Consider the following 24,096-nt stretch of genomic DNA (forward strand, 5'->3'; position numbering starts at 1 on the left):
CCGGCAGCAACCGACCGAGCCGCAAACCCCCGCATCCCCGACGCGCGCGGGGCGGGCGGCAACCGACTCGGCAGGCTGCGGCGCGTTCCCGGGTGCGGACGCGTCGTGGCTTGGCGCGCGGTTTCCCACGCTCCGGCTTGATGAACCGCACTCCGCAGGGGCGCTCCCGAAGAGGCGTACTCCGCAGGCGATACGGTCAATGAGCGCGCCCTGGAGAGGGCGCTCAGCGGGCAGGCCCTTCGCAAAGGGCCCTGGAGTCACCGCAGGCGATCAGCAACACCAGCTGCCGTGCGACCCACTCGGGCTGGAACAGAAGCCGTAGAGGGAGTCGCTCGGGTCGGTGAGCGCGGCTTCGGCGGCGGCGCCGCCGACGTAGAGGGGCCCGGCGGGGTTGGTCTGCCCGTACGCGCTCTCGGCGCCCGCCAGCCAGGCATCGAGCACGGCGGTGGTGGCAACGCTGGTCTGGGGCATGAGAGACCTCCGGTGGATGTGGGGATTGGGGCGGATTGCCCAGCCCTGAGTATCGCCGGGTTCGAACACCCGTCAGACGTCCAATCTGGCCAAAGCCATGTGGTGTTCATGCGGCCCGCCGCCTTCTACGGGACGGGTGGGACGGTCGCACGGCCGAGCGCCGACCGGGCGGGCGCAGCGGACGCCGCGGCTCCGACTCCGAGCTCCGGCCTGGGCTGCGCACCGCCGGGGAGCCCCTGAAGAGCGAAGTTAGGGCGCCTCGGCACTCGTCCGGTCACCGCGGGCCGGTAGGCAACCGAACGACCCCGATCTCGCGCCTCCTCATGTCCCGGTCCAGACCGTCCACTTGGCCAACAAGCGCACCGGCGGTGTCCGATGGCGGCTCCCATGAAGTCGACGGCCGCCGACGGGGCCAGGGCGAGGTCGACTGGGACGCCTTCTGCGGCACGCTCCGGGAACTGAACTTCGACGGCGTCGCCACCGCGTGCGTCTTCGCCTGGGAGGAACGCGCCGAGGAATCCTCCGCGTTCATGCTGGACCGCATCAGCAAGGAGCTCTCCGCGTAAGGCGAGCGACCCACCGTGCCCCGACGGTCGGAAGACCGCCGGGGCACGGTGGGATGGGAGTGGAGGGCACCTGGATGCCGACCGGGAGAGGCCGCCGCGATCAGACCGCCGGGGCCGGGAAGGTCGGGTACTCCACGCCGGAGACGTGCTGGACGACGCGGACGACCTGGCAGGAGTAGCCGAACTCGTTGTCGTACCAGAGGTAGAGGATCGCGTTGTCGCCTTCGACCTTGGTCGCGCCGGCGTCGACGATCGAGGCATGACGCGAGCCGATGAAGTCGCTCGAGACCGCGTCGGGGGCGCTGATGAAGTCGATCTGGCGCTTGAGAGGCGAGGTCAGCGAGACATCGCGGAGGTGGTCGAGGACTTCCTCGCGCGTGGTCTCGCGGGCGAGTTGCAGGTTGAGGATGGCGATCGACACGTCCGGTACCGGGACGCGGATGGAGCTGCCGGTGATCTTCGCCTTGAGGTCGGGCAGCGCCTTGGCGACGGCGGAGGCGGCACCGGTCTCGGTGATGACCATGTTGAGCGGCGCCGAACGACCGCGGCGGTCGGAATTGTGGTAGTTGTCCAGCAGGTTCTGGTCGTTGGTGAACGAGTGGACGGTCTCCACGTGGCCCCGCAGAACGCCGTACTCGTCCGCCATCGCCTTCAGCGGCGGGACGATCGCGTTGGTGGTGCAGGAGGCGCAGGACATGATCTGCTCGTCCGGCTTGATCGTGTCGTGATTGACGCCGTGGACGATGTTGGGAACGTCGCCCTTGCCCGGTGCGGTCAGGACGACCTTGGCGATGCCGGGGCGAAGGTGCTGGGACAGGCCCTCACGGTCACGCCACCTGCCGGTGTTGTCGATGAGGATGGCGTCCTTGATGCCGTACTCCGTGTAGTCCACCGACAGCGGGTCGTCGGAGTAGATCACCTTGATCTCGTTGCCGTTGGCGACGATCTTGCTGTTCGCCTCGTCGACGGTGATCGTGCCCCGGAACTGGCCGTGGATGGAGTCACGCCGCAGCAGCGAGGCGCGCTTGACGATGTCCTGGCCGGCACCCTTGCGGACGACGACGGCGCGCAGCCGCAGGCCGTTGCCGGAGCCGGCCTTCTCGATGAGCAGGCGGGCGACGAGGCGGCCGATGCGGCCGAACCCGTAGAGGACGACGTCGCGCGGCTCCTGGCGCTCGATCTTGTTGACGCCCGTGGCGCCGGCCACGGCCTCGGCGGTGAACTCCGCCACCGACAGACCACGGTCGTCGGACTTGTAGGTCGCGGCGAGCATGCCGATGTCGATCTGCGACGGGCCGAGATCGAGCGTGGTGAGAGCCTGCAGGAACGGCAGCGTCTGGATGACCGAGAGTTCCTCGCCGGCGATCTGCCGGGCGAACCGGTGGGTCTTGAGGATGCTCACCACTGACTTGTTCACCAGGGAACGGCTGTGCAGCAGGACCGTGACGTCCCGTTCCCGGTGCAGCTTCCCGATGATCGGGATCATCGACTCCGCGATCTCCTCGCGGTTGTTCCAGTTGGTGAACGAGTCGTCATTGACAGTCACAGATTCATCTTTCGAGCTAGGTGGCGCTCAGATGGTAGCTCGACCCCCTTTTGATCATTCGAGCGGGGCCACCTGATCAAGAGGAACACGCAGCTGAGCCGCTCGTACGCCCTCGCGCCGGTGGCGCGGGTCCCGACGACCGGCGTGCGAGCGCGCCCTCATGACCGGTCTGCCTCGCGCCTTGGATGCCCACTTCGAGGGCATGAATGCGCCCCTTGCACGCGGTTCCGACCGCCACCGGTGGCTGTTTCGCTTGACATGGGGCGCGCGCTGCCCACCTGCCCGGACCGTCACGAGATTACTGTCCTGGCGCCCACCTCCCCGGAATCCGTCTTCGACCTCCACCGCCTCCGTGAACCCACGCCGCACGGCTGCTGACGCGTCGCCGGGGCGCGCCGTCGACACGGGTTCAGGTCAGACGTCGTCCATGGCCGGCCCATAGGAGCCCCTGCCCGAGGCGTACGGCGTCGACGCCCCGCCTTGTTCGCTGATCTTCGTGCGTATCCACCCACGCCCGCTCACGTATCAGGAGGACATGTGACAGTCCCGGAAAGCTCCCCAGAAAGCGTCGCCGGGCCCACCGCCGACGGACCACGGTCCACCAGTCTCAGCACCGACGCGGCACGTCAACTGGCCACCACCACCAAGTCCGAACCTCAGATGCAGGCCATCACCTCGCGATGGCTGCTCAAGATGCTGCCTTGGGTGGACGTCAAGGGCGGCACCTACCGGGTGAACCGGCGACTCCAACTCCGCGTCGGCCGGGGCCGGGTGCAGTTCGAGCAGAACGGCGCGGACGACATCAGGGTCATTCCCGACACACTGACCGAGCTGCCCGCCCTGCGCGGCTACTCCGACACCGCGGCCCTGCAGGAGATCTCCTCACGGTTCAGGGTGCGTGAGGTGCGTACGGGCCAGGTCCTCTTCGACGCCGGGCAGCCCGTCACCGAGGCCTATCTCGTCGTCCACGGCCGGTTCACCCGCTACACCACCGGCAAGTACGGCGAGCAGGAAGTCACCGGAGTCATCACGGACGGCGACGGAATGGGGGACGAGGCCATCGGCCAGGCCGACCCGCTGTGGTTCAGCTCCGTACGGGCCGAGACTCCGGGCGTGGTGCTGGCACTCACCTGGGGCACGCTCATGGCGTTCGTGGAGCGCACCCCGTCGCTCGCCGCCCAGCTGGACGCCTTCGCACAGCAGCAGAGCAAGCCCGTGAACCGCAAGGGCGAGGCCGACGTACCCGTACAGGCCGGGCACGTGGGCGAACCGGTCCTCGCCGGCGGCTTCGTCGACTACGACCTCGCCCCGCGCGAATACGAGCTGTCCCTGACCCAGACCGTCCTGCGCGTCCACACCAGGGTCGCCGACCTCTACAACCATCCGATGAACCAGACCGAGCAGCAACTCCGCCTGACCATCGAGGAGATCCGCGAGCGCCAGGAGTGGGAGCTGGTCAACAACCGCGAGTTCGGTCTGCTGCACAACATCGACTACGGCCAGCGCGTCAGCACCTTCTCCGGTCCCCCCACGCCCGACGATCTCGACGAACTGCTGTCGATGCGCCGCAAGACCCGCCTCTTCCTGGCCCACCCGAAGGCGATAGCGGCCTTCTTCCGGCAGTGCAACCGGCGCGGGCTGGTGCCCGGCACCGTGAACCTCGACGGCCACGAAGTACCGGCGTGGCGCGGCGTTCCGCTCTTTCCGTGCAGCAAGATCCCGATCAGTCCCCAGCACACCAGCAGCATCATCGCGCTGCGCACCGGAGAGAAGGACCAAGGGGTCGTAGGTCTGCACCAGACGGGCATTCCGGAGGAGTACGAGCCGGGTCTGAACGTACGGTTCATGGGCATCGACAGCACCGCGATCACGAGCTATCTGGTCACCGCCTACTACGGGATGGCCATCCTCGTACCCGACGCCGCGGGGATCCTGGAGAACGTCCAGATCGGGCGGACCGCGGCATGAGCACCTCATCGGCTTCCGGATCGCCGACGCGACTGCCCGGGCCGCCCCGCCTCGTCCCTGTCACGCAAGCCCGACGGAACGGTCCGATCCCCGGGCTGCGCCACCGACCCGCGGCCCCCACGGACCCGGGGAAGGCAGCAGAGGTCGACCGCAGGCTGGAGGCCTGGGTCCGTCGGCTCGACGCGTTCCCCACGGCGTGGACGGGGGACTTCGCGGGGTTCCAGTTCGGCCGGGCTGTCGTACTCCAGCATCCGGGCGCGGCCGACCTCGAACGTCTCACCGCGGCCGGCAAGTTGCTGCTGGCCGAGAACCTCGTCGACAACTGCTACTGCGAGGAGGACGAGGACAGAGGCGGCTCATCGCGCGGCCTCGGCGGCAGACTGATCAGGGCCCAGTCCGCGCTCGACCCCTTCCACTCCACTCCAGAACTGGAAGCGCGGTGGCGGCGCGGCGTACAGGCCGACGGGCCGCTGCGCTCGTACCACGGGGCTCTCAAGGACTACGCCGTCTTCGCCACCCCCAGCCAGACCGACCGGCTGGTGCACGATCTCGCCCGGCTGCATCTGGGCTATCTCGGCGAGGCCGCCTGGGCCGAGATCCGGTACGTGCCGCCGGTCTGGGAGTACCTGATGATGCGGCAGTTCAACAACTTCCGCCCCTGCCTGTCGATCGTCGACGCCGTGGACGGCTACGAGCTGCCCGAGGCCCTCTACGTCCGGCCCGAGATCCAGCGGATCACCGCACTCGCCGGCAACGCCACCACGATCGTCAACGACCTGTACTCCTTCACCAAGGAACTGGCCAACGATCCCAGCCATCTCAATCTGCCTCAGGTCATCGCCGCGAACGAACGGTGTGGGCTGAAGGCCGCCTTCCTGAAGGCCGTCGAGATCCACAACCAGGTCATGGAGGCGTTCGAGGAGGAGGCGGCGGCTCTGTCCGCCACCTCGCCTCTCGTCGAGCGCTACGCCGGGGGCCTGGCCGCCTGGGTGTCCGGCAACCACGAATGGCACGCCACCAACACCCACCGCTACCACCTGCCGAACTACTGGTAACGCCCTGCCGCCCGGCCCATCGTCCACCGCGCCACGAGGAGTCACCTTTGCCCATCACCGATGCCGGTACCGCGGCAGCACCGATGCCGACCCGGGCCACCTGCCAGTCGACGTACCAGACCCGCGTCGCGGACTACTGGAACGCCGAGGAGAACCCGGTCAACCTCGAACTCGGAAAGATCGACGACCTCTACCACCACCATTACGGCATCGGGGACGTCGACTGGTCGGTAATCGACGAGAGCCGGGACGGGGGCGGAGACGGTGCTGCCCTGCGCCGTGACCGGATCACCGCCGAACTGCACCGTCTGGAACAGGCACAGGCCGACCTCCTCGCCTCCCATCTCGGCCCCCTCTCCCGCGCCGACCGCGTCCTCGACGCCGGCTGCGGGCGCGGCGGCGGAAGTGTGGTGGCCCATCTGCGGTACGGATGCCACACCGACGGCGTCACCATCTCGAGGAAACAGGCCGACTTCGCCAACGCCCAGGCCCGCACTCGGAACATCGACGACAAGGTCCGCTACCACCACCGGAACATGCTCGACACCGGCCTGCCCTCCGGCGCGTATGCGGCTTCCTGGAACAACGAGTCCACCATGTACGTGGAACTCGACCTGCTGTTCGCCGAGCACGCACGGCTGCTGCGCCGCGGCGGACGCTACGTGACCATCACCGGCTGCTACAACGACGCCTACGGACAAGCCTCCCGGAAGGTTTCTCTCATCAACGCCCACTACATCTGCGACATCCACCCACGGTCGGAATACTTCCGCGCCATGGCCCGCAACCGTCTCGTACCCGTCCACGTCCAGGACCTGACCGCCGGCACCATCCCCTACTGGGAACTCCGCAAGCAGGCCGACCACCTGGTCACCGGCATCGAGGAAACGTTCCTGAGCGCCTACGAGAACGGCAGCTTCCAGTACCTGCTCATCGCGGCCGACCGCGTCTGACATCTCCCCCGCGTTGGCGCTCCTGCGGATGCGACCTATGGTGAGAAAAGGTGCAGAGGCTTCCCACGAAGTGTTCACAACGGGGAGGACATGATCATGTCCGAAGCCACACATCCCACATATCACCGTCCGCTTCGGCGGACGCACGACGATGCCGCAGGCGTCACGGCCACCATCAACCGGGCAGCGAGCGCCGCGGGCGCCGCCGGTCGGGCCGCGGCGGATGCCGTACGGCACCCCCAGGCCGTGGTGGAGCGGCTGCGGCAGCTGCCTCAGACGCTGCCGCTGGTGCGGCAGGCGGTGACACCCATCCTGACCGGACGAGTGCGTGACTGGCGTGGAGAGTACGCCTACACATTGGGTGAGCAGGCATTCGTCTACGGTTTTCCGTACATCTACAACGCCAGGCTGCGCCACCAGTGGGTGACCCAGCCGCGTCACCCGGCGACGGTACCGTACGCCGCGGTCAACCATTTCTGGCACGCACAACAACTCCTGGACGCCTCGTACCGGGACGGCGGTTGTCCCAACAACGACACCCTGTACTCCAGCGCGTGGGTGCACCTGCGCGACGAGCCGGTCATCCTCTCGCATCCGGACATGGGTGATCGCTACTTCTCCTTCGAGCTGATGGGCATCACCTCCGACAACTTCGACTACATAGGCCAGCGCTCCACGGGATCCGAGGCCGGCGACTTCGCGATCGTCGGTCCGGACTGGAGCGGGAAGCTTCCCGATGGTGTGCGCCGCGTCGCGACCGCGCCGAGCCCATGGATCCTGATCCTCGGCAGGACGCTGGTCGACGGCGAGGACGACGTGCCGAACGTACAGACGCTCCAAGCCCAGTACCGGCTCACTCCGCTCAGCTTCTTCGACAGGGGCGGTGGCCCCGTTGACCCTGCGCGGCTCCCAGCGAGCCATGAGGTGCCGGCGCCGGTGGACCCCGCGCAGGATCCCCTCGGCCCCTGGAAGACGCTCAACGCCATGCTGGCCGAGAACCCGCCACCGGCGCACCACGCGATCCTGCTCAAGCAGTTCGCCGAGGTCGGCATCGGTCCCGGTCTCGACGTCGAGGCCCAGCCTGAGGCGGTCAGACAGAACCTCATCAGGGCTGCGGCCATCGGCACGCCGATACTCAGACAGCAGATGCTCAGCGGTGAGTGGGCACATGTGGTCAACGGTTGGCGGTATCCGCCACCACAGATGGGCCGCTTCGGCGACGACTTCGTCAAGCGTGCCGCCGACCAGTCGTTGGCGGGCATCATGGCCAACGATCCCGACGAGGCGGTCTATCTGCTCAACTACGACGACGCGGACGGCAACAAGCTGTCGTCCGGCCGGTACGCGCTGCGCTTCGACGCGGGCGCGATGCCACCCGTCGATGCCTTCTGGTCCCTGTCCGCGTACGGCGACGACATGAACCTGATCCCCAACCCGGCCGGCCGCTACTCGGTCGGGGACCGCACGACCGGGCTCGCCATGGACCCTGACGGCGGTCTGACCCTCCATCTGCAGTCCACATCACCGGGAGAGGACCGCGAGTCCAACTGGCTGCCCACACCCGAAACCGGCACCTGGTTCGTGATCCTGCGCATGTACCGTCCGCACCGCGAGGTCGTGGACGCGGTATGGGAATGCCCTCCGCTCACCCGCGTCGAGTGACCTGACGGGTCCGCAGGCCGCGCGTGGCGGCCCACGGACCCGCGCGCGGGGCCCCTCTCAGCGGATGTAGAGCTGGTATGTGGCGCCGTTGCTGGTGTCGTTCGCCGTACTGGTTCTCCCCGACGAAGTAGAACTTCACCGTCTCGGTGGACCCGCTGCAGACCTTGAGCTGTACCTAGTTGTTGGCGGCGTAGGCCGTTCCCGGAACCGCCAGACTGCCGAACCGTGCGCCTGCGACGAGTGCAGCCGTGGCGACTTTGCGCTTGAGACTGTGCAGGGGACTGTCGCCATTCTTGCTCTTGGACCGGTCGGACCGGGTTGGACAGCGGGTTGTCGAGACGGGCCGGAGCCGTCAGCAGTGTGCGTCGGGGACGGAGACGGAGACGGGGGGATTTTCGACGTGTTCGCCGCGAAGGTCTCGGGCCCGGGCGTTGATCTCGCCGGGGGCGCCCTCGCTGAGCATCAGTTCGGCGGCGTTGAGCCAGCGGCCGAAGCAGCCCTCATCGAGGTAGGCGGCTCGGTCCAGGCGTTCCTGCGCATGCCGGAAGGTGGCCGCATAACGGAGCAGACACTCGAATCCTATGCGCCCGGGGCCTGCGGCGCCGCGGTGGACGCCCGGCGAATGGCGGGCCGCAACGACCCGCCGGGGCCCGTGGGCATCAGGTCTTGGGTCCGACGGAGTCCTCGATGCGGGCGAGCTGGTGGTCGATGTCGGTCAACCACACTTCGAGATCGATGAGTGTGGGCAGGGCCGGGTGGTGCTCCGGAAGCGGTGGGCCAGGGGGGCTCCGGCCGGGTGCGGGGCGTTGGTGGGTGGTGAAGTACGTGGCGATGCGGTCGGCGTCCGTCGTCAGCTCGGCGGCCGTCCCGCGGACCCATGCGCGCGCGTCCGGCGGCACATCGGCCAGGGGCGCTTCGAAGCAAGGAAGCCGCTGGGCACCGAGCACCGTGTGGTACGCCACGATGAGCACCCCGTGCCAGTCGGCCTGGGCGCCCTCCCAGGCGGTGGGTGGCTCGCTGCGGAACTGCGCGTAGGCGGCCTCCGCCAGACGCAGATGCCGCAGCGTCGGCAACGTCGCGGGCGGAGACGGAGCGGCCGCCGACGGGGCCAGCAGCGCCTCGACCGTGGCGGGTACCAGCGCCCCGCACGAGCGCAGCAGGCCCGCCATGGTGCGGTGTACCTCTCTCCTCGCTCCCGCCGGCCAGGCGAGCAGCCCACACAGGAGGCCGATGACACTGCCGGTGACGACATCGACGATGCGGGCTTCCGACAGTCGCCAGCTGGTCGGGGTGATCTGGGCGAAGGCGAGGGTGACCACCAGCGTGAACAGCCCTTGTGCGTAGGCGATTCCGAGCCGCGGGCCCAGAGCGAAGGCGATGAGCATGCCCGGCACGAGCAGGACGGCGTAGGCGTCCAGGTGCCGGCCGAGGGCGATGAGCAGCGCACCTGCCGCGACAGCCCCCACCAGGTTGCCGACCATGGCCTGGCGCACGGCCCGCCAGGTGGCGCCGACCGTGGTACGCCCCAGGGTGAGGACCGCGAGGAGCACCCAGAATCCGTGCGCGAGGTCGAGGGTGCCGGCGACAAGACGGGCGACGGCGAGGCCGCACGCGACCCGTACCGCGTTCTGGAACCACACCGAGCGATGCGTCGCGTTGCCCACGATGCGACGCGCCCACAGCTCCGCCGTGGGCAGGTCGGCGTACCAGAAGAGTTCGCGGGGCCGGAGAGGTGAGGTTCTGCGCCCGGCGGCAGAGACACCCACGGCCGTCACCGCGATCCACGTCGACTCGGCCAGTGTCAGCTCCGCCGCCTGTCGCCGCAGGACGTCGGTGTCCGCGCCCGGTGCCCCCGGGTCGGCCGCACGGCGGATCCGTTCCGCCTGGAACTGCCGGATCGCCTTGTCGAGCGCGTCGGCCGTCGGTGGCCGCTCACCGGCGCGCAGGGCCGCACCCGTGTCCTCGCAGGTCCGCGCGACGCGTTCGCGGAGCGCGGCGGACGATCGATCCGTGCGCGGTGTCGCGCCAGGGGGCACGGATGTCGCGCTCCCCGACGCCAACTGGTCCACGACCCGGCGGACCGCGGCTCCCGCCTGTGCCAGGGCCCGGTCCCGGCGCCCCGGGCCGGTCGGGCGCTCACCCGGGGAAACCTGCGACAGCCGCATCCCCTCGCTGAGATCACGCAGCCTCGCGACGGAGACGCGGGCCGGATCGACCACTGCCGCGGCGGCCGTCTCCAGCGCGTCGGCGAGCACGATCCGGTAGCTCGTGGCAGGTGGACCGGACAGCACGAACACCTGACACAGGGAGAGGAGTACGACGCCCACGGCCGCGCCCGTCAGCCGGGCGCCCAGCGTCTGAGGGGCGTACGGCGGGAAGCAGGCCAGGATGTAGAGGAGTTGGAGACCTGGGGCGGGGCCCGCCGTACGAGGTCCGGCCACCACGGTGAAGCTCAACAGGAATCCGGCGATCAGCATGCCGGCCACCGCGGCCGCCGTGCTCACCGCGAGTGCCGTGCCCAGCGCGACGAAGACCACTCCGAACGGCAGCGTCCGCAAGGTGATCCATGCCTGCTGCCGGCCGGTCCCGGGAATGGTGGACAAGAGGCCGAGCGCGATCGGTGTGAACAGTGCGTACAGCGCCGCCACGGGTTGCTGAAGACCGTAGAGGAACGTGTAGAAGCCGATGCTCGCCGAGCAGGTGACCTGAATCGACCGTCGCAGGATCGCGGCATCACCCGGCCCCGGCGTCATGCGTGCTCGCCACCCGCGCCGGTACGTGCACCGCGGACGGCCCCTGACGGCAGTGGCGGCTGTCCGCGCATGGCGACGTTCCTCTCGGCAGGCACCGCGTGTCCTCGACGACCGGGCCTCTGCCCATTTTCGACCCTCTGAAGAGCCGGCGCACGTGGTGGCGGCCCTGATCGACGCACGACAGGCACTGGGCTCCGGGCCGTGCGGCGCCCGGTGGGCGGGGCACCTCACGGGCCCCGCCGATCCGGTCCCGCAGACCTCGGGCGGTCAGGTCGTCAGGTGGTCAGATCGTCAGCAGGCACCCTCGTCCTGCCAGACGCCCCAGTCGGAGGCGACGGGGGTCTCGTTCTGAGTCCACCACTTGGCCTTCCAGTTGTGGTTGTTGTACGACACCTCGTTGCCGGCGGTGTAGACCGCGGTCGAGCTCCAGGCCGGCTTGCACCCGGTACCAGGGGGCGTGGGCGTCGGGGTGGGGGTCGAGGAGGGCGGCGTGGCCCCGGCGAACGTCACCGAGTACTTGGCGAAGTCCCAGGAGTTCTGCGCCACGCTGGAGCAGGTGCCCGAGGTCCGGCCGCCGTTGTCGGCCGGGGTGCACTGACGGTCGCGGTTGAGGGACCAGAACGTGAAGCGGTCCATGTTGTGGCTGGTGGCGTAGTCCAGCACGGTCTGGAAGTCGGTCTGCGTGAAGAACTCGCCGGTGTCGCTGCGCCCGTTCATCCCGGAGAAGCCCTCGTGGGCGTAGGCGGTCGCCTGGTCCCATCCGAAGGTGGACTGCAGGATCTGGTTGAAGTTGGTCAGCGCGCCGGTCTGCGACGCGGCGCCGTTGAAGCCGCCGTCGAACGGCATGATGGAGAAGTTGTTCGGTGTGAAACCCTGCGACTTGGCCTCCAGCAGCATCTGCTTGCCGAACCAGCCTGTGCCGTCCGCGGTGCCGGCGGTGGTGACGGAGACGTAGAGTCCGGGGTTGTTCTGCTGGAGGATCTTCGCGGCGCCGATCTCGTTCTTGATGGCCGCCGTGTTCTCGTACTCCGGCTCTTCGAGGTCGAAGTCGATGGCGTGCAGACCGTACTTGGTGATGACCTGCTGGTACGCCGCCGCCGTGGCAGCCGCGTCCGAGCACACCTGGCCGAGCTTGGTGCCGCCGTAACCGCCGATGGAGATGGAGACGTCGCCGCCCTTGGCGCGGATGGTGTTGACGACCGACTGCACGGCGGTGTCCGAGGAGACCGGGGCCGTACCGCCCCATGTGGGGCTGCAGCCGCCGCCGTTGGGGGCGAGGACGAAGGCGAGCTGGAACGCCTTGAGGCCGGTGGCGTCCATGATGGCGGCCGTGTCCGGCGGGTCGTTGTCGAGCGGCATCAGGTAGGGAGCCGCGGCGTACCAGCGGTTGCCGAGTGCGGAGGTCGCGCCGGAAGCGCTGCCCGCGACCAGTGCGGTCGTGCCCGCTGCGGCGAGTCCAACGGCGGCCGCCGCGCCCAGACATGCGCGAAGACGTCTCACTGCGTGCCTCCAGGAGGTGGGGAGAGTCGCCCCAGCTTCCTGTAGGTGTTGCGCCCATGCCAATAGATTGGCCTAGACCAGATAACTCTTGGACTAGACCATACGATTGCTTTACCTCTCCCCCGCTACCGGAGGAACCGAACACGGTGAGACATCACGGTCGACACACGCACCGCGGAGCGTGGCCTCCGCCGGGTCAGCCCCGCGCCTGCGCCCTGACATGTGCCGGGTACCACTTCGTGAAGCGGATCGCTGCGACCAGCAAGGCGATCGGGATGACCCAGTTGAGCCAGTCCGACCCGGACCTCACATGCAGTGCGAGCAGCCCCAGCAGGGCCGTGACCAGGAACACCCCGCCCCACGTCGCCGTCAGGATCCTGTTGGTGCGCCGGAACAAGGGTGTGTCCCAGTACTGGCGGGGCACCGACTCACGTGCGTACTGCTCGGTGAACGGTGTGAAGGCGAGGGAACCGAGTGCCACGACGGCGATCACCCCGTTGGCCAGCGTCTGCGCGTAGGTCTCCAGCCACATCAGGTCCTGGCGGTCCACCGCGAGCCCGAGTACGAAGAGGACGGCGAAGAACACCAGACTCGCCGCCTCCAGAATCTTGAAGCTCCCGCGCCTCAGGTCGGGGACATTGAGCACCAGGGCGGCGATGAGCGCCGCCAGTGCGGCGTACTTCCACGTACTGGGGCTCGCCACCACGTCAAAGATGATCCAGGGGGCGAAACCGAGGAAGACATTGTTGGTGCGCGGGGCTTCGCCGCTGGACACATCGGCCCGCACACCGGTCTGCGCATCGGCCGACGGCATTCCGGACGGCGTCATTCGGGACGGCGCAGACTCGCCGCTCCCCGTCGCTCCGAGGCCTCGATTCGCATCGGGTTGAGCCATCGGACACCTCCGCGGATGGCGCCTCCATGTCGGAAACCGAGAGCGCGAGGAAACCCCCGGCCGCGCGCTGAGGCGAGGACCTCTGCTTCTCATGCTGCGACCGCCCCAACCCCGCCGCATCCGCTGCGGAAGTCCCCCGGTACTTGTTCGGGACTCCGTCTGCAGGCGGCGGACCTCGGCGTTTGACTGAAGGGTGACGGCCGACTGTCCGTCGGCGCCGGGACAGTTCGCCCACTCCCGCCGCGCCGGGAATCGTCATGGCCTCGCACCCGACCACCACGTGGGACCCCACCCGCCTCGCACCTGCCGCACGACCTGGACGGGCCGTACCTCCGCAACCGGCCCCAATCCGCGCTTCAGCCCCATCGGCTCCTACCGCTGTCCGCTCGACGGCGACGGCATGCTGCACGGGGTGTGGACGATCCGTGATCGATCCGGCCGCCGGGACCATGCGGCGCACCCTGCTCGACGACTCGCACGTCGAGTTCCCGGGCGTCGACGACCGTCTGGCCTCCAGGGCACTGCCGTACGCCGGTCGTCCTTCAGACAGGCGTCCCAGCGGCGTGACGTAGGGTGAGCGTCCGGGGTGGAAGACCAGAGGGGCAAGAGGTGGCGCCGGATCCGGTGCGGTTCGCGGTACTCGGCCCGGTTCGGGTCTGGCGGGCGGGGACGGAGCTGCACCTCGGACGTCCACAGGAAAGGGCTTTGCTGGCACTGCTGTTGGTACGGGCAGGTCAGCCGGTCTCCGTGAGCGAGGTCGTCGGCGCCCTGTGGGGCGGCCGTCCGCCGGACACCGCGGTCAATGTGGTCCACCGGCATGTAGGGGCACTGCGCCGCCTGTTGGAGCCCGGCCTTCCCACCCGTGCGACGGGCCAGTGGCTGCTCCGGGACACGGGCGGATACCGCCTGGTGGCCGACAGCGACTCTCTGGACCTGTTGCGCTTCCGTGCGCTGCGGGTCGAGGCCCGGCGGGCCGCCTCGGACGGGGCACCCGAACGGGCCGTGGATCTCCTCACCGAGGCATTGTCGCTGTGGCAGGGGCCGACGGCCCACGGGATCCCCGTGGAGGCGCGCGCACACCCGGCGTTCGTCTCGCTGGAGGACGAGCGCCTCGCGACCGTGAAGGAGGCCGCCGATGTCGCGCTGCGTGCGGACGTGCCGGGTGTGGTCCTCCCCCGGCTCCGGGAGGCCGCTGCCGACAGCCCGTTGGACGAACCGCTGATGGCCAGGCTGATGCTCGCCCTTTCGGCCACCGGTCGACGGCCCGAGGCGCTCAGCACATACGTCACCGTGTCGAACCGTCTCGCCGACGAGTTGGGCATCGATCCTGGACCGGAGCTGCGCGACGCCCACCAGGCGGTGCTGCGCGACACGGCATCCATGGCGGCCGGGCCCGCGGCCGGCGACTCCGAGGCGCGCACCGCCCAGGGTCCAGCGGCCTCGGACCTCGTCGGTCCGCGAGCGGCCTCCCTGCCCGTGCCCGCGCAACTGCCGCTCGACCTACCCACGTTCACCGGTCGGCGGGCCGAACTGACCGAGGTCCTCGCACCGCGGTCGAGCGAGGGGCGGTCCGCCGAAACGGTGGTGATCAGTGCCATCGGCGGAATGGCCGGAATCGGAAAGACCACGCTCGCCGTGCACTGGGCCCATCGGGTCGCGGACCGCTATCCCGACGGGCAGCTCTACGTCAATCTGCGGGGGTTCGACCCGTCGGGGGCCGTCATGCGTCCCGACGAAGCGGTCCGCGGTTTTCTGGACGCGCTGGGGGTACCGCCGGACCGCGTCCCGTACGGTCTGGACGCCCAGGCCGCGCTCTTCCGCAGCATGCTGGCCGGACGCCGGTTCCTCGTCCTGCTGGACAACGCGCGGGATTCCGATCACGTGCGGCCGCTGCTGCCCGGCACGCCCGGCTGCCTCACGATCGTCACCAGCCGCGACCAGCTCTCCGGTCTGGTGGCCGCTCATGGGGCCCACTCCCTCACCCTGCGTCCGCTCGGCACCGACGAGGGACGGGAACTCCTCATCCGCCGCCTGGGGGCCGAGCGGGTGTCCGCCGAGCGGGAGGCGGCGGCCGAGATCACGGCACTGTGCGCCGGTCTGCCGCTGGCCCTGGCCTGTGTCGCCGCCCGCGCGGCCACCCACCCGCACTTCTCGCTGTCGGCCGTCGCCGCCGAGCTGCGCGAGGCCCATGGCAGCCTCGACGCGTTCATCGAGGCCGACACGTCGGCCGATGTCGGCGCGGTCTTCTCCTGGTCCTCCCGCGCCCTCTCCCCCGCCGCAGCCCGCCTCTTCCGCCTGCTCGGACTGCATCCCGGACCTGATTTCACCGCGCCGGCCGCGGCCGCCCTGGCCGGGCTCGCGGTGCGGGAGGCGCGGCTGTTGCTGACCGAGCTCTCCCGCGTGCATCTCATCAACGAGCACGCCCCCGGCCGGTACGCCTTCCACGACCTGCTCCGCGCCTACGCCGCCGAACTGGCGCACACCCAGCACGGCGAGGCCGGGTGTCGGGCGGCCGTGAACCAGCTGTTCGAGCACTATCTGTACACGGCGCACGCCGCCGGTCGGCTGATCGCACCGTACGTGGACACCATGCCGCTCCCGCCTCTCCCCGAGGGGACCCTCCCCGAACCCCTCGCCGACGACGAGTCGGCCCTGGCTTGGCTCGCAGCCGAGTACGCGGTGCTGCTCGCCGTCATCGACGTGGCCACCAACTCGGGTTCGGACCGCCTTGTCTGCCTGCTCGTCTCGTCCTTGGAGCGCTTCTTCGACCGGCAGGGGCACTGGCACGACTGGGCGGCCGTCCAACGGACCGCACTCGAGGCCGCACTGCGGTTGTCCGACCCCGTCGTGGAGGCTCACGGCCTGCTCGGACTGGCCCGGGTGGCGGGCCGACTGGGCCTGCGCGACGAAGCCGGTGCCCACCTCGACCGTGTCCTGGGACTCTTCACCGAACTCGGAGACGACGTCGGACGGGCCTACGTCCATCTGAGCCTCGGCTGGGAGGCCGAGCAGCACGGTGACCTACCCGGCGCCCTCCGGCACGACCAACTGGCTCTGGATCTCTTCCGAGCCACCGGCCGGCAGGCCGCGCAGGCGACCGCCCTCAACGCGGTCGGCTGGGACCACGCGACGCTCGGGGATCACCAACAGGCCCTCGACCACTGCCTCGAGGCCTTGACCATTCAGAGGGATCTCGGAGACCACATCGGCCAGGCCGCCACCTGGGACAGCATCGCCTACGCCCACCACAACCTCGGCGACCACCCGCAGGCCCTCACCAGTTACCGCAACGCTCTCACCATCTTCCGGGACCTGGGCGTGCCGGCCGAGGAGGCCGGAACCCTCGTCCGTATCGGTGACACACACCGTGCGACAGGCGACCACGAGGCCGCCCGCGCCGCCTGGCGCAGCGCCCTCACCCTCTTCACCGAACTCGCCCACCCCGACGCCGAGCGCGTCCGTGTGCGCCTCGAGGAACGGGGCGAACCGCTGGGTGACGCGTGACGGGATGTGTGCCCCGGGAATCTCTGGCCCGGGGCACAGCGGTCAGTTGAGTGAGCTGTCTATCGAGGACAACGGTACGGAGAACAGCACCCGTTGCGGAATCGCATGGTCGGTTCCTGTCCAGTGCCCTGTGCTGTCGGCCGCCCATTCGGTGAGCGTCCACACCCGGCCCGTACTCCACCAGTAGGACATGCTCTCGGTGTGCTGGCCCCAGCAGGCGTACACGATGTCCTGCCCGCAGTTGGCTGCCGCCGTGGCTCCGCTGGTGTTCTGCCGCCACAGGATGCCGTGCTGGCCGACACCGCTGCGCGCGTCGTCGACGTAGAAGTTCGGAGTGCCACCGCTGGTGACGCTGTGCGACAGCACGCCCTGCAGCCCGACGGCGTTCGTCTCGTACGCCGCCGAGGCGTTCACGTGGCTGCTGCTGTCCGTGGCGAGGTAGCCGGGCTCGGAGCTGAAGTCGTACCGCCAGATGCGGGCCGGCTCCGTGCCGCCGGAGGAGAACCACTCGGTGGCGACCAGGCTGTCCGGCACGCTGCTGCGGTCCAGCGAGATGGAGCCGAAGCACGGCCGGGAGTCGTCGTTGGTCGAACTGCAGGCTCCTCAGGCGAGGCTGTAGAAGCCGACGGCCGGCATCACGTACTGGTAGCCGTCCGCCGACCACCCGCCACTCACCTTGCCGACCGCGGAACTGTTGACGGTCGCCTGGAGGATGCGCTTCATGTCGAAGATGTACATCACCGACCTGATGCGTCCGTGGACGATCGTCGGCCGCGACGGCGACCACCACGACAGCGTCCACCGCGGTGGCGGCCACGGCCACTGACGGGATCGATCGACCCGCGTGTGCCGGTCCGCGCCCAAGGGGCCCGGACCGGCACCACTGATGAACAGGCCTAGGCGTACGGGAAGTTCGCCGGCGCTTCTCCGCGCGCTTCCGTGACCCCCTCGACGTGCTCGGCCGCTACAGCTTCACCCCGTCCGCCCCGCGCGGTCGAGGGTGGCGACCTCGCGTACGGCCTCGGCGATGGACGGGAAGTCCTTCTTGAGGATCGCGCCGTGGTTGCCGGCGACCTTCGCACTGATCTGGATGTTCGGGTTGCGGGCGGTCACCGCGTCGAGGCCGGTGCGTATCCGTTCCTGCTCGTCACCGCGGCTTCCGAAGGACGTCCCCGAAGCGACCACGTACCGCACCGGGACGGTGATGTCGTCCAGCACGGGGCCCAGTTCGCGCTCGCGGGAGAGCCTGCCGAGCTCGATGTTGCTGTTCGCCTGCTGTTCGGCGGTCATCCGCGGGGCCAGGCCCGTCGGGCGCAGCAGCGGCAGGAACCAGCCCATCCGCCGGAACAGCTTCCGGATCCGCTGTTCCATGGCCTCGTCGAGCCAGTCGTAGGGAAACGCGCCGTCGACCAGGACCGCGCCCAGGGCACGCTCCGGGTTCCGGCCGGCCCAGTGCGCCCCGACGACCGCCCCGTAGGACCAGCCCACCACCAGCGCCCGGTCCACACCCCTGGCCGCGAGAACGGCATCGACGTCCCGGACGGCTGCTTCGAAGGAATAGTCCGCCGAGCGCTTCGATCTGCCGCGGGCCCGCTCGTCGTAGGTGATGTGGCGCCACCCCGTGCCCAGTTCGGCGATGACGCGCCGCCAGTACCCCTGCGTGGCGAACTGGCCATTGAGGTAGACCACGGGGATGCCGGGTCCGCCCATGTCGGTGACGGCCAGGGCCGTATCGTCGACCGACACCATGCCGGTCCACTTCGAACTGTTCGAACTCGTCGAGGACGTGCTGTTCTTCGTCATGTGTTCCCCCTGGCTGGTTCTGGTTCAGTTCGTTCAGAGGCTGCGGGCGGTGATGTCGCCGCGGGAGGTGGTGGCGCGGATGTCGAGTTCGGCGGTGCCGTCGTTCTTGAGGGCGTTGCTGACGCGGCCGTGGCCGGTGCCGGCGTCCAGGGCGGCGGAGACGCCGGCGGCGGCGCCGACCGAGATGTCGCCGGACTGGGTGCGGAGCACGACCGTGCCGCGTACGGCCTCGGTGATCCGGATGTCGCCCCTTGCGGTGCTGATCTCCGCGGAGCCGCCCAGCCGGCCGACCTCGACGTCGCCGTCGATCGCGGTGAGACGGACACTCGCGGCCTCGTCGATCTTGATCTGGCGGTACGCGCCTTCGAAGGCGACGTCGCCGAGGCGTCCGACGCCGCGGAGCTCGGCGCTGGCGGTCTTGGCCTCGATGCGGGAGCCGGCGGGCAGTTGGACGGTGACCTCCAGGGATCCGGAGGGGCCGAAGAGCTGGTTGTCGGAGGCCGAGGCCGTGATCCGCAGGACGCCGTCGGCGTAGGCGACTTCTGTCTGTTCGGCGGTCTTGGTGTCGCGGCTCTTGGAGGGGTCGGCGGGGAGGACCTCGACGGTGGTGTCGGCGCGGTCCGCGGCGATGAACTGGACGCGTCCGGCGGGAATGTCCAGGACGGCGGAGATCGGGGCGGGGGTGTCGAACTTCTGCATCATGCTCTCCCGTGCTCGCTCGTTGTTTCTGACATCGGAAACGCTACGTTGCTTTCCACTGTCAGACAACGAGCTTGTTGCATCGGATTGACATCTGCGCAGGTAGAGTTCAGGAAACTGTTGCAACGGTCTTGAGAGTAACGCAACGGCACCTGCCCCGTTCATTGCAATGGGTGAGATGTGAACGCTACAGTGGCGGGATCAGGGACCGCCACGAAGGACCACCGAGGAGATTGCGATGCCGGGAGGCAGGCTCACCCAGCAGGAACGCCAGCAGATCGCGCTGGGGCTGGCCGACGGCCTCCCCTACGCCGAGATCGCCCGACGCCTCGACCGCCCGACCTCGACGATCACGCGTGAGGTGATGCGCAACGGCGGCCCCACCGCCTACCGCGCCGACCTGGCCCACCGCGCCACCGAACGCCGCGCCCACCGGCGCAGGCCCGCCTCCTCCCGAGGACCGGAGTCAGTCACCCAACCGCACGGACGTGACGCCGAGGCCGTGGCCGAGTACGAGGAGACGTTCACCACCGTCCTCATGGCTTCGGGCCTGACCAAGATGACGGCCCGGGTGCTGACCTGCCTGTTCACCACCGACGCGGGCAGCCTCACCGCGTCCCAGCTCGCCCAGCGCCTCCAGGTCAGCCCGGCGTCCATCTCCAAGGCGATCGCCTTCCTGGAGAGCCAGAGCCTCGTCCGCCGGGAACGCGACGAACGCCGCCGCGACCGCTACGTCGTCGACGACGAACTTTTCTACCAGGCGACGATCGCCAGCGCCCGAGCCAACGACCAACTCGTCGAAACCGCACGCCAAGGCGTCGCCATCCTCGGCCCCCACACCCCCGCCGCCACCCGCCTGGAGAACATCGCCCGCTTCCTCGACTTCATCAGCGAAAGCATCACCCGCGCCGCCGAACAGGCCCGCGAAGTCCTCCACACCAAACCCGAAGCGACCTCGAGCGACACCGCCCCACCAGGTCCGGACCACGGATAGACAACCCTCTCGAGCGTCACAGCCATGAGACGAAGTCGGCTGCCTCCTCGGGGAAACATGAGGTTCCACCACGGCGGCCGTCCGCGACAGCGCGCGGAAATCTCCGCGCAGGCGACCGCGCGACGCAGGTCGATACAGGGCCGCGAGACACCGCTCGCGGCCCTGTTGCGTGTCGGAGTTACGGCTGCTGCTGGGCCGGAGCGGGGCGAGCGCCCGCCGGGCGGCGAGCCTTGGAGACGGTCGAGGCCGCGTCGGATGCGGGCGCTGCCACCGTGCGCCACCACGGGGCTTGAGGCAATTCGCCGCCAGGTTCGAAGGGTTGGCCCGGTATCGGCAGGGCAACCCGAGCACGTGCTTCAGCAGCGGCCGCGTACGTGCGCTCGGCGGGCTCCTCCCACGGATGCGGGGCCAGGTTGAAGGTGCCCCAGTGGATCGGCAGCAGCACGCCGTGCGGCTCGCCTCCGCCCAGGTCGAGGTGGGCGCGGAGACCCTCCTCCGGTGTCATGTGGATGTCCGGCCAGAAGTCGCTGTAGGCGCCGATCTGCATCATCACCGCGTCGAACGGACCGTGTGCCGCCCCGATTTCGGCGAAGCCGGGAAAGTAACCCGTGTCCCCACTGTGGAAGACCTGGTGCCTGGGACCGCTCGCCACCCAGGATGCCCAGAGCGTGCGGCGGTGCACGGCCCGTCCGCAGAAGTGCCGCGCCGGTGTGGCAGTCAGTGTCAGACCTGCGACCTGCGCCGACTCGTGCCAGTCCAGTTCCGTGATCCGTTCGGGTGCGACTCCCCAGCGCTCCAGGTGCGCCCCCACGCCCAGCGGGACCGCGAACTGGGCGCCCGTGCCGACGAGAGCGCGAATGGTGGGCATGTCCAGATGGTCGTAGTGGTCATGGGAGATCACCACCACGTCCACGGGGCCGAGGTCCTCAAGGGGCAGCGGGACCGGGTGGAGTCGTCGGGGTCCCGCGAAGCCCACCGGTGAACAACGCTCGCCCCATACCGGGTCGAACAGCAGCCTCGCGCCGTCGATCTCGGTGAGAACGGTGGAGTGCCCCGTCCAGGTCAGGCGCAGACCGGATTCCGGCGCCGCGTCGGGTCCCGTGACGGCCGGTCGGTGCAGAGGGATCGCCGTGGCCGGCCTGCGACGGACGCGATCGGCACGGTGGACGTTCGTCCGGGCCAAGTCGAGCGCGGAGCCGGAGGCCATGGTCAGGGTGTTGGTCGGGTTGCGGAAGCTGCCGTCGGCGTACTGAGGAGATGCCTGCATACGCTCCAGTCGTGCACCGGTGGGGATGCCGCCGAAGGCGGCGGGGCGAAGCAACCGCCCGAGGCGCGGCAGAGGCATGAGAGGTCTCCGTAGTGATAGCCGGGTGGGCCGAGGCTGAGAGGAGACGGAAGGTTCACTGTCGACCTGCCGCCTCGACCAACAGCCCTCGGGGTTTCCGCAGGATCTGCGCCCCTGAATGTAGTCACTGGAAACAATGATGTCAACGACAACAATGTCGCCAGTGTCTACATTTTCTGGGCATGGCCATGCGCCGACCGGAGCACTCCCGTCGGGCGGGACGTTCAGGCGTCGTGCGGCCGCCGGATGTCGTGGACGAGCTCGGCCGTGGCCTCCCACAGCGCACGCTGAACCGCTTCACCTCTCCCGATCTCAGGGCACCGCAGGGGCTTTGCGGTCCTGGCGGCGAAGTAGCTGATGTCGGCCCCGTGCTGGGGGTTGCCGACGCCCAGCGCGGTGAGGGCCCTTTCCAGGGCACCGGCGAGAGGGAGTTCACGCCCCAGCCCGGTGGCGTTGAAGCCGGGACAGCAGCAGGTGACCGCGACGCCCGTGCCGTGGAGCCGGCGGCCGAGTTCCTGCGTGAACATGATGTCCATCAGCTTGGACCGGCCGTAGCGCGGGCTCGACCCGATGCGCGTGAAGTCCGCGGTGTCGGTCAGGTCCAGCGACGGGTCGATGGTGTGGGCCCGCAGCGAGGCCCGGGAGGCGACCGTGACGATCCGGGCGGGTGCGGATGCGGTGAGCCTGTCACGCAGGGCGTCGGTGAGCACCCACGGCGCGAGGTAGTTCACGGCGGTCATCTCGGCGTACCCCTCCGAAGTGACCCGCTGGGAGAAGGCATGCAGGCCCGCGTTGTTGATCAGCACGTCGATCCGCGGATAGCGCGCAGCGATCTCCTCGCCCGCCCGACGGACCTCGGCCAGCAGGGACAGATCGGCCCGGAAGACGTCGATCGGGGTCCCCGGCGCCGCCCGTTCGATCTCTTCCCGCAGCGCATCGGCCTTCGGTCGACTGCGGGCGACGATGCCGAGGTGGGCACCGCGGCGGGCCAGGTCGAGAGCGGCGAGCCGGCCCATGCCGTTCGTCGCGCCGGTCATGACGATGACGGGCCGCAGATCCATGCGGTTCTCTCTTCGAGTTGATACTGAGGTACCTCATCAACGTAACATTCGCTGAGGTACCTCACCAGTCCAGGGCCGGGAGAGAGAACCCGGACAGAGCCCCGAGGAGCGAAGGCCGTGCGTGGTCGGAAGGTGACCCCCGTAGAGGTCGGACTGCGGTATCTGTCGCTCGGGTACGACCTGCGCAGAGTGGTCGACGACAGCATGACCACCGGCGGTCTTTCCCTTGCCCGTACGAAGGTCTTGCAGGTGCTCGACCGTCGGGGCACCGTACGTCAGTCGGTCCTGGCGCAGGAGCTCGGCCAGGCCCCACGGTCGGTCACCCAGTCCGTCGAGGCCCTGGAGCGTGAGGGACTGGTCGAGCGGACGGCGGATCCTCATGACGGGCGCTCCAAGCTGGTGCGCCTCACCCCGGAGGGCACCAAGGCGCTCATCGCGGGGACCGCGGCGGGGGAACAGGTGTTGCGGGAGGTCTTCGGGGCGATGGGCCCCGACCAGCTGGGGAACTTGGACCAGTTGCTCGACGCCCTCCGGGCGGCCCTGTCGGGAGCCGCCTGACCTGCCGCGACGTGACGGGGTCGGGAGCTCCCGTTCGACGGGCTCCCGCCTCAGACTTGTGCCATGCCGCCGTCGACGCTCAGTTCCATGCCTGCGCAGAAGCTGCTCTCGTCGGATGCGAGGAAGACGGCGGCCGCAGCGACTCCCTCGGGAGCACTCCTGTCGTTGTGACGGCCCGACCCGGAAGGAGCCGCTTCCCCTCCGGGAGTGGGCCGGGAGGGGGCCGGGCCTGGGCCGCGCCGACTCAGTCGCCGACGCCCGAGTCGACCTGGTGACCGTTGGCGGTCAAGGTGACGTCGATGTTGCCCCGGGTGGCGTTCGAGTAGGGACACACCTGATGTGCGGCCGCGACGATCTGCGCCGCCTGCTCGGGATCCGAGATCTGTGGCAGGGTCACGTGGAGCTCCACGGCGAGTGCGAACCCACGATCCTCGGTCGACAGGAGGCTGACACGGCTCTCGATCGAAGCGTCGCCGGTTTCGGCCCTTTCGCGACGGCCCACCACGCCGAGTGCGCCCTCGAAGCAGGCCGCGTAACCCACCGCGAAGAGCTGTTCGGGGTTCGTGCCGCCCCCGTCGCCGCCCATCTCCTTCGGCACACGGAGCTGGACGTCCAGGACACCGTCATGGGTGCGCCCGTGGCCGCTGACACGGCCGCCGGTCACGGTTGCCTCCGCCGTGTAGAGAACTCGTGCCATCTCGATCTCCCTTCCGGACCCGCCGATCGCCCCGGCCCACGGCCGGGACCTTTCTCGCACCCCGAG

The 24,096-nt window shown here is 69.4% G+C and carries 20 protein-coding genes and 2 pseudogenes; 10 read left to right on the plus strand and 12 right to left on the minus strand.

What is annotated here, in order from left to right; translation table 11 throughout:
* Positions 1 to 270 precede the first annotated feature (270 nt).
* Positions 271 to 471: a DUF6229 family protein gene (locus AAFF41_RS04175; protein ID WP_095858363.1), complete on the minus strand. Its 201-nt coding sequence runs from the start codon at positions 469 to 471 to the stop codon at positions 271 to 273.
* 410 nt (positions 472 to 881) lie between these two features.
* Between AAFF41_RS04175 and AAFF41_RS04180 the strand changes: the two are divergent.
* Positions 882 to 1,037: pseudogene (locus AAFF41_RS04180) on the plus strand (sugar phosphate isomerase/epimerase); the annotation flags it as partial.
* A gap of 100 nt (positions 1,038 to 1,137) precedes the next feature.
* Here AAFF41_RS04180 and AAFF41_RS04185 read toward each other — a convergent pair.
* Entirely contained in the window at positions 1,138 to 2,583 is a 1,446-nt protein-coding gene (locus AAFF41_RS04185) for a glyceraldehyde-3-phosphate dehydrogenase (RefSeq protein WP_060898151.1), read from the minus strand.
* A gap of 537 nt (positions 2,584 to 3,120) precedes the next feature.
* Between AAFF41_RS04185 and AAFF41_RS04190 the strand changes: the two genes are divergently transcribed.
* From AAFF41_RS04190 to AAFF41_RS04205, 4 genes are all read left to right on the plus strand, one after another.
* Entirely contained in the window at positions 3,121 to 4,551 is a 1,431-nt protein-coding gene (locus AAFF41_RS04190) for a family 2B encapsulin nanocompartment shell protein (protein ID WP_343323487.1), read from the plus strand.
* A complete protein-coding gene (locus tag AAFF41_RS04195) occupies positions 4,548 to 5,606 on the plus strand; it encodes a family 2 encapsulin nanocompartment cargo protein terpene cyclase (protein WP_319751935.1) in 1,059 nt (352 codons plus the stop codon). Before AAFF41_RS04190 ends, AAFF41_RS04195 begins: the two co-directional genes overlap by 4 nt.
* A gap of 83 nt (positions 5,607 to 5,689) precedes the next feature.
* The gene (locus AAFF41_RS04200; protein WP_343326248.1) at positions 5,690 to 6,559 is read left to right on the plus strand and encodes a geranyl diphosphate 2-C-methyltransferase; all 870 of its coding nucleotides are present in this window, start codon (positions 5,690 to 5,692) and stop codon (positions 6,557 to 6,559) included.
* Positions 6,560 to 6,655: 96 nt separating this feature from the next.
* Positions 6,656 to 8,221 (plus strand): DUF1254 domain-containing protein, encoded by a 1,566-nt coding sequence (locus AAFF41_RS04205; RefSeq protein ID WP_319751936.1) that lies wholly within the window; start codon positions 6,656 to 6,658, stop codon positions 8,219 to 8,221.
* Between the two features lie 659 nt (positions 8,222 to 8,880).
* Here the strand turns inward: AAFF41_RS04205 and AAFF41_RS04210 are convergent.
* The 3 genes from AAFF41_RS04210 to AAFF41_RS04220 all read right to left on the minus strand — a co-directional run bounded on the left by AAFF41_RS04210 (position 8,881) and on the right by AAFF41_RS04220 (position 13,288).
* Positions 8,881 to 10,974: an FUSC family protein gene (locus AAFF41_RS04210; protein ID WP_343323488.1), complete on the minus strand. Its 2,094-nt coding sequence runs from the start codon at positions 10,972 to 10,974 to the stop codon at positions 8,881 to 8,883.
* A gap of 291 nt (positions 10,975 to 11,265) precedes the next feature.
* Positions 11,266 to 12,474, minus strand: a complete 1,209-nt coding sequence (locus tag AAFF41_RS04215; protein WP_319751938.1) for a carbohydrate-binding protein — start codon at positions 12,472 to 12,474, stop codon at positions 11,266 to 11,268.
* Between the two features lie 196 nt (positions 12,475 to 12,670).
* The gene (locus AAFF41_RS04220) at positions 12,671 to 13,288 is read right to left on the minus strand and encodes a DUF3159 domain-containing protein (protein WP_319751939.1); all 618 of its coding nucleotides are present in this window, start codon (positions 13,286 to 13,288) and stop codon (positions 12,671 to 12,673) included.
* Between the two features lie 384 nt (positions 13,289 to 13,672).
* Here AAFF41_RS04220 and AAFF41_RS04225 point away from each other — a divergent pair.
* The 3 genes and pseudogenes from AAFF41_RS04225 to AAFF41_RS04235 form a co-directional block, all read left to right on the plus strand.
* A pseudogene (locus tag AAFF41_RS04225) lies at positions 13,673 to 13,794 on the plus strand (carotenoid oxygenase family protein); the annotation flags it as partial.
* Positions 13,795 to 13,941, plus strand: coding sequence for a hypothetical protein (locus AAFF41_RS04230; protein ID WP_319752023.1), 147 nt, complete (start codon positions 13,795 to 13,797; stop codon positions 13,939 to 13,941).
* 52 nt (positions 13,942 to 13,993) lie between these two features.
* Positions 13,994 to 16,873: an AfsR/SARP family transcriptional regulator gene (locus AAFF41_RS04235; RefSeq protein WP_425526232.1), complete on the plus strand. Its 2,880-nt coding sequence runs from the start codon at positions 13,994 to 13,996 to the stop codon at positions 16,871 to 16,873.
* Positions 16,874 to 16,915: 42 nt separating this feature from the next.
* On the opposite strand, the gene AAFF41_RS04240 is transcribed toward AAFF41_RS04235, so the two are convergent.
* The 3 genes from AAFF41_RS04240 to AAFF41_RS04250 form a co-directional block, all read right to left on the minus strand.
* Positions 16,916 to 17,407 carry a hypothetical protein gene (locus AAFF41_RS04240; protein WP_343323490.1) on the minus strand — a complete coding sequence of 164 codons (492 nt, stop codon included), beginning with the start codon at positions 17,405 to 17,407 and terminating at the stop codon, positions 16,916 to 16,918.
* 438 nt (positions 17,408 to 17,845) lie between these two features.
* Positions 17,846 to 18,676, minus strand: coding sequence for an alpha/beta fold hydrolase (locus tag AAFF41_RS04245; protein WP_343323491.1), 831 nt, complete (start codon positions 18,674 to 18,676; stop codon positions 17,846 to 17,848).
* Positions 18,677 to 18,709: 33 nt separating this feature from the next.
* Positions 18,710 to 19,375 (minus strand): DUF4097 family beta strand repeat-containing protein, encoded by a 666-nt coding sequence (locus tag AAFF41_RS04250; protein ID WP_319752021.1) that lies wholly within the window; start codon positions 19,373 to 19,375, stop codon positions 18,710 to 18,712.
* A 238-nt stretch (positions 19,376 to 19,613) separates the two neighbouring features.
* Here AAFF41_RS04250 and AAFF41_RS04255 point away from each other — a divergent pair, with 238 nt between their 5' ends.
* Positions 19,614 to 20,369 (plus strand): helix-turn-helix domain-containing protein, encoded by a 756-nt coding sequence (locus tag AAFF41_RS04255; protein WP_343323492.1) that lies wholly within the window; start codon positions 19,614 to 19,616, stop codon positions 20,367 to 20,369.
* Positions 20,370 to 20,547: 178 nt separating this feature from the next.
* Here AAFF41_RS04255 and AAFF41_RS04260 read toward each other — a convergent pair whose 3' ends face one another.
* Positions 20,548 to 21,714 (minus strand): MBL fold metallo-hydrolase, encoded by a 1,167-nt coding sequence (locus AAFF41_RS04260; protein ID WP_343323493.1) that lies wholly within the window; start codon positions 21,712 to 21,714, stop codon positions 20,548 to 20,550.
* A 224-nt stretch (positions 21,715 to 21,938) separates the two neighbouring features.
* On the minus strand, positions 21,939 to 22,775 hold the full coding sequence (locus AAFF41_RS04265) for an SDR family NAD(P)-dependent oxidoreductase (RefSeq protein ID WP_343323494.1): 837 nt from the start codon (positions 22,773 to 22,775) through the stop codon (positions 21,939 to 21,941).
* A gap of 117 nt (positions 22,776 to 22,892) precedes the next feature.
* Between AAFF41_RS04265 and AAFF41_RS04270 the strand changes: the two genes are divergently transcribed.
* Positions 22,893 to 23,333 (plus strand): MarR family winged helix-turn-helix transcriptional regulator, encoded by a 441-nt coding sequence (locus tag AAFF41_RS04270; RefSeq protein WP_319751946.1) that lies wholly within the window; start codon positions 22,893 to 22,895, stop codon positions 23,331 to 23,333.
* 50 nt (positions 23,334 to 23,383) lie between these two features.
* Here the strand turns inward: AAFF41_RS04270 and AAFF41_RS04275 are convergent, their stop codons facing one another.
* Positions 23,384 to 23,665 (minus strand): SDR family oxidoreductase, encoded by a 282-nt coding sequence (locus tag AAFF41_RS04275; RefSeq protein ID WP_319751947.1) that lies wholly within the window; start codon positions 23,663 to 23,665, stop codon positions 23,384 to 23,386.
* Positions 23,578 to 24,030, minus strand: a complete 453-nt coding sequence (locus tag AAFF41_RS04280; protein ID WP_343323495.1) for an organic hydroperoxide resistance protein — start codon at positions 24,028 to 24,030, stop codon at positions 23,578 to 23,580. The genes AAFF41_RS04275 and AAFF41_RS04280 overlap by 88 nt, the downstream gene beginning before the upstream one ends.
* Positions 24,031 to 24,096: the final 66 nt, after the last annotated feature.

It is taken from the genome of Streptomyces mirabilis, from assembly GCF_039503195.1.
Classification (GTDB): domain Bacteria; phylum Actinomycetota; class Actinomycetes; order Streptomycetales; family Streptomycetaceae; genus Streptomyces; species Streptomyces mirabilis_D.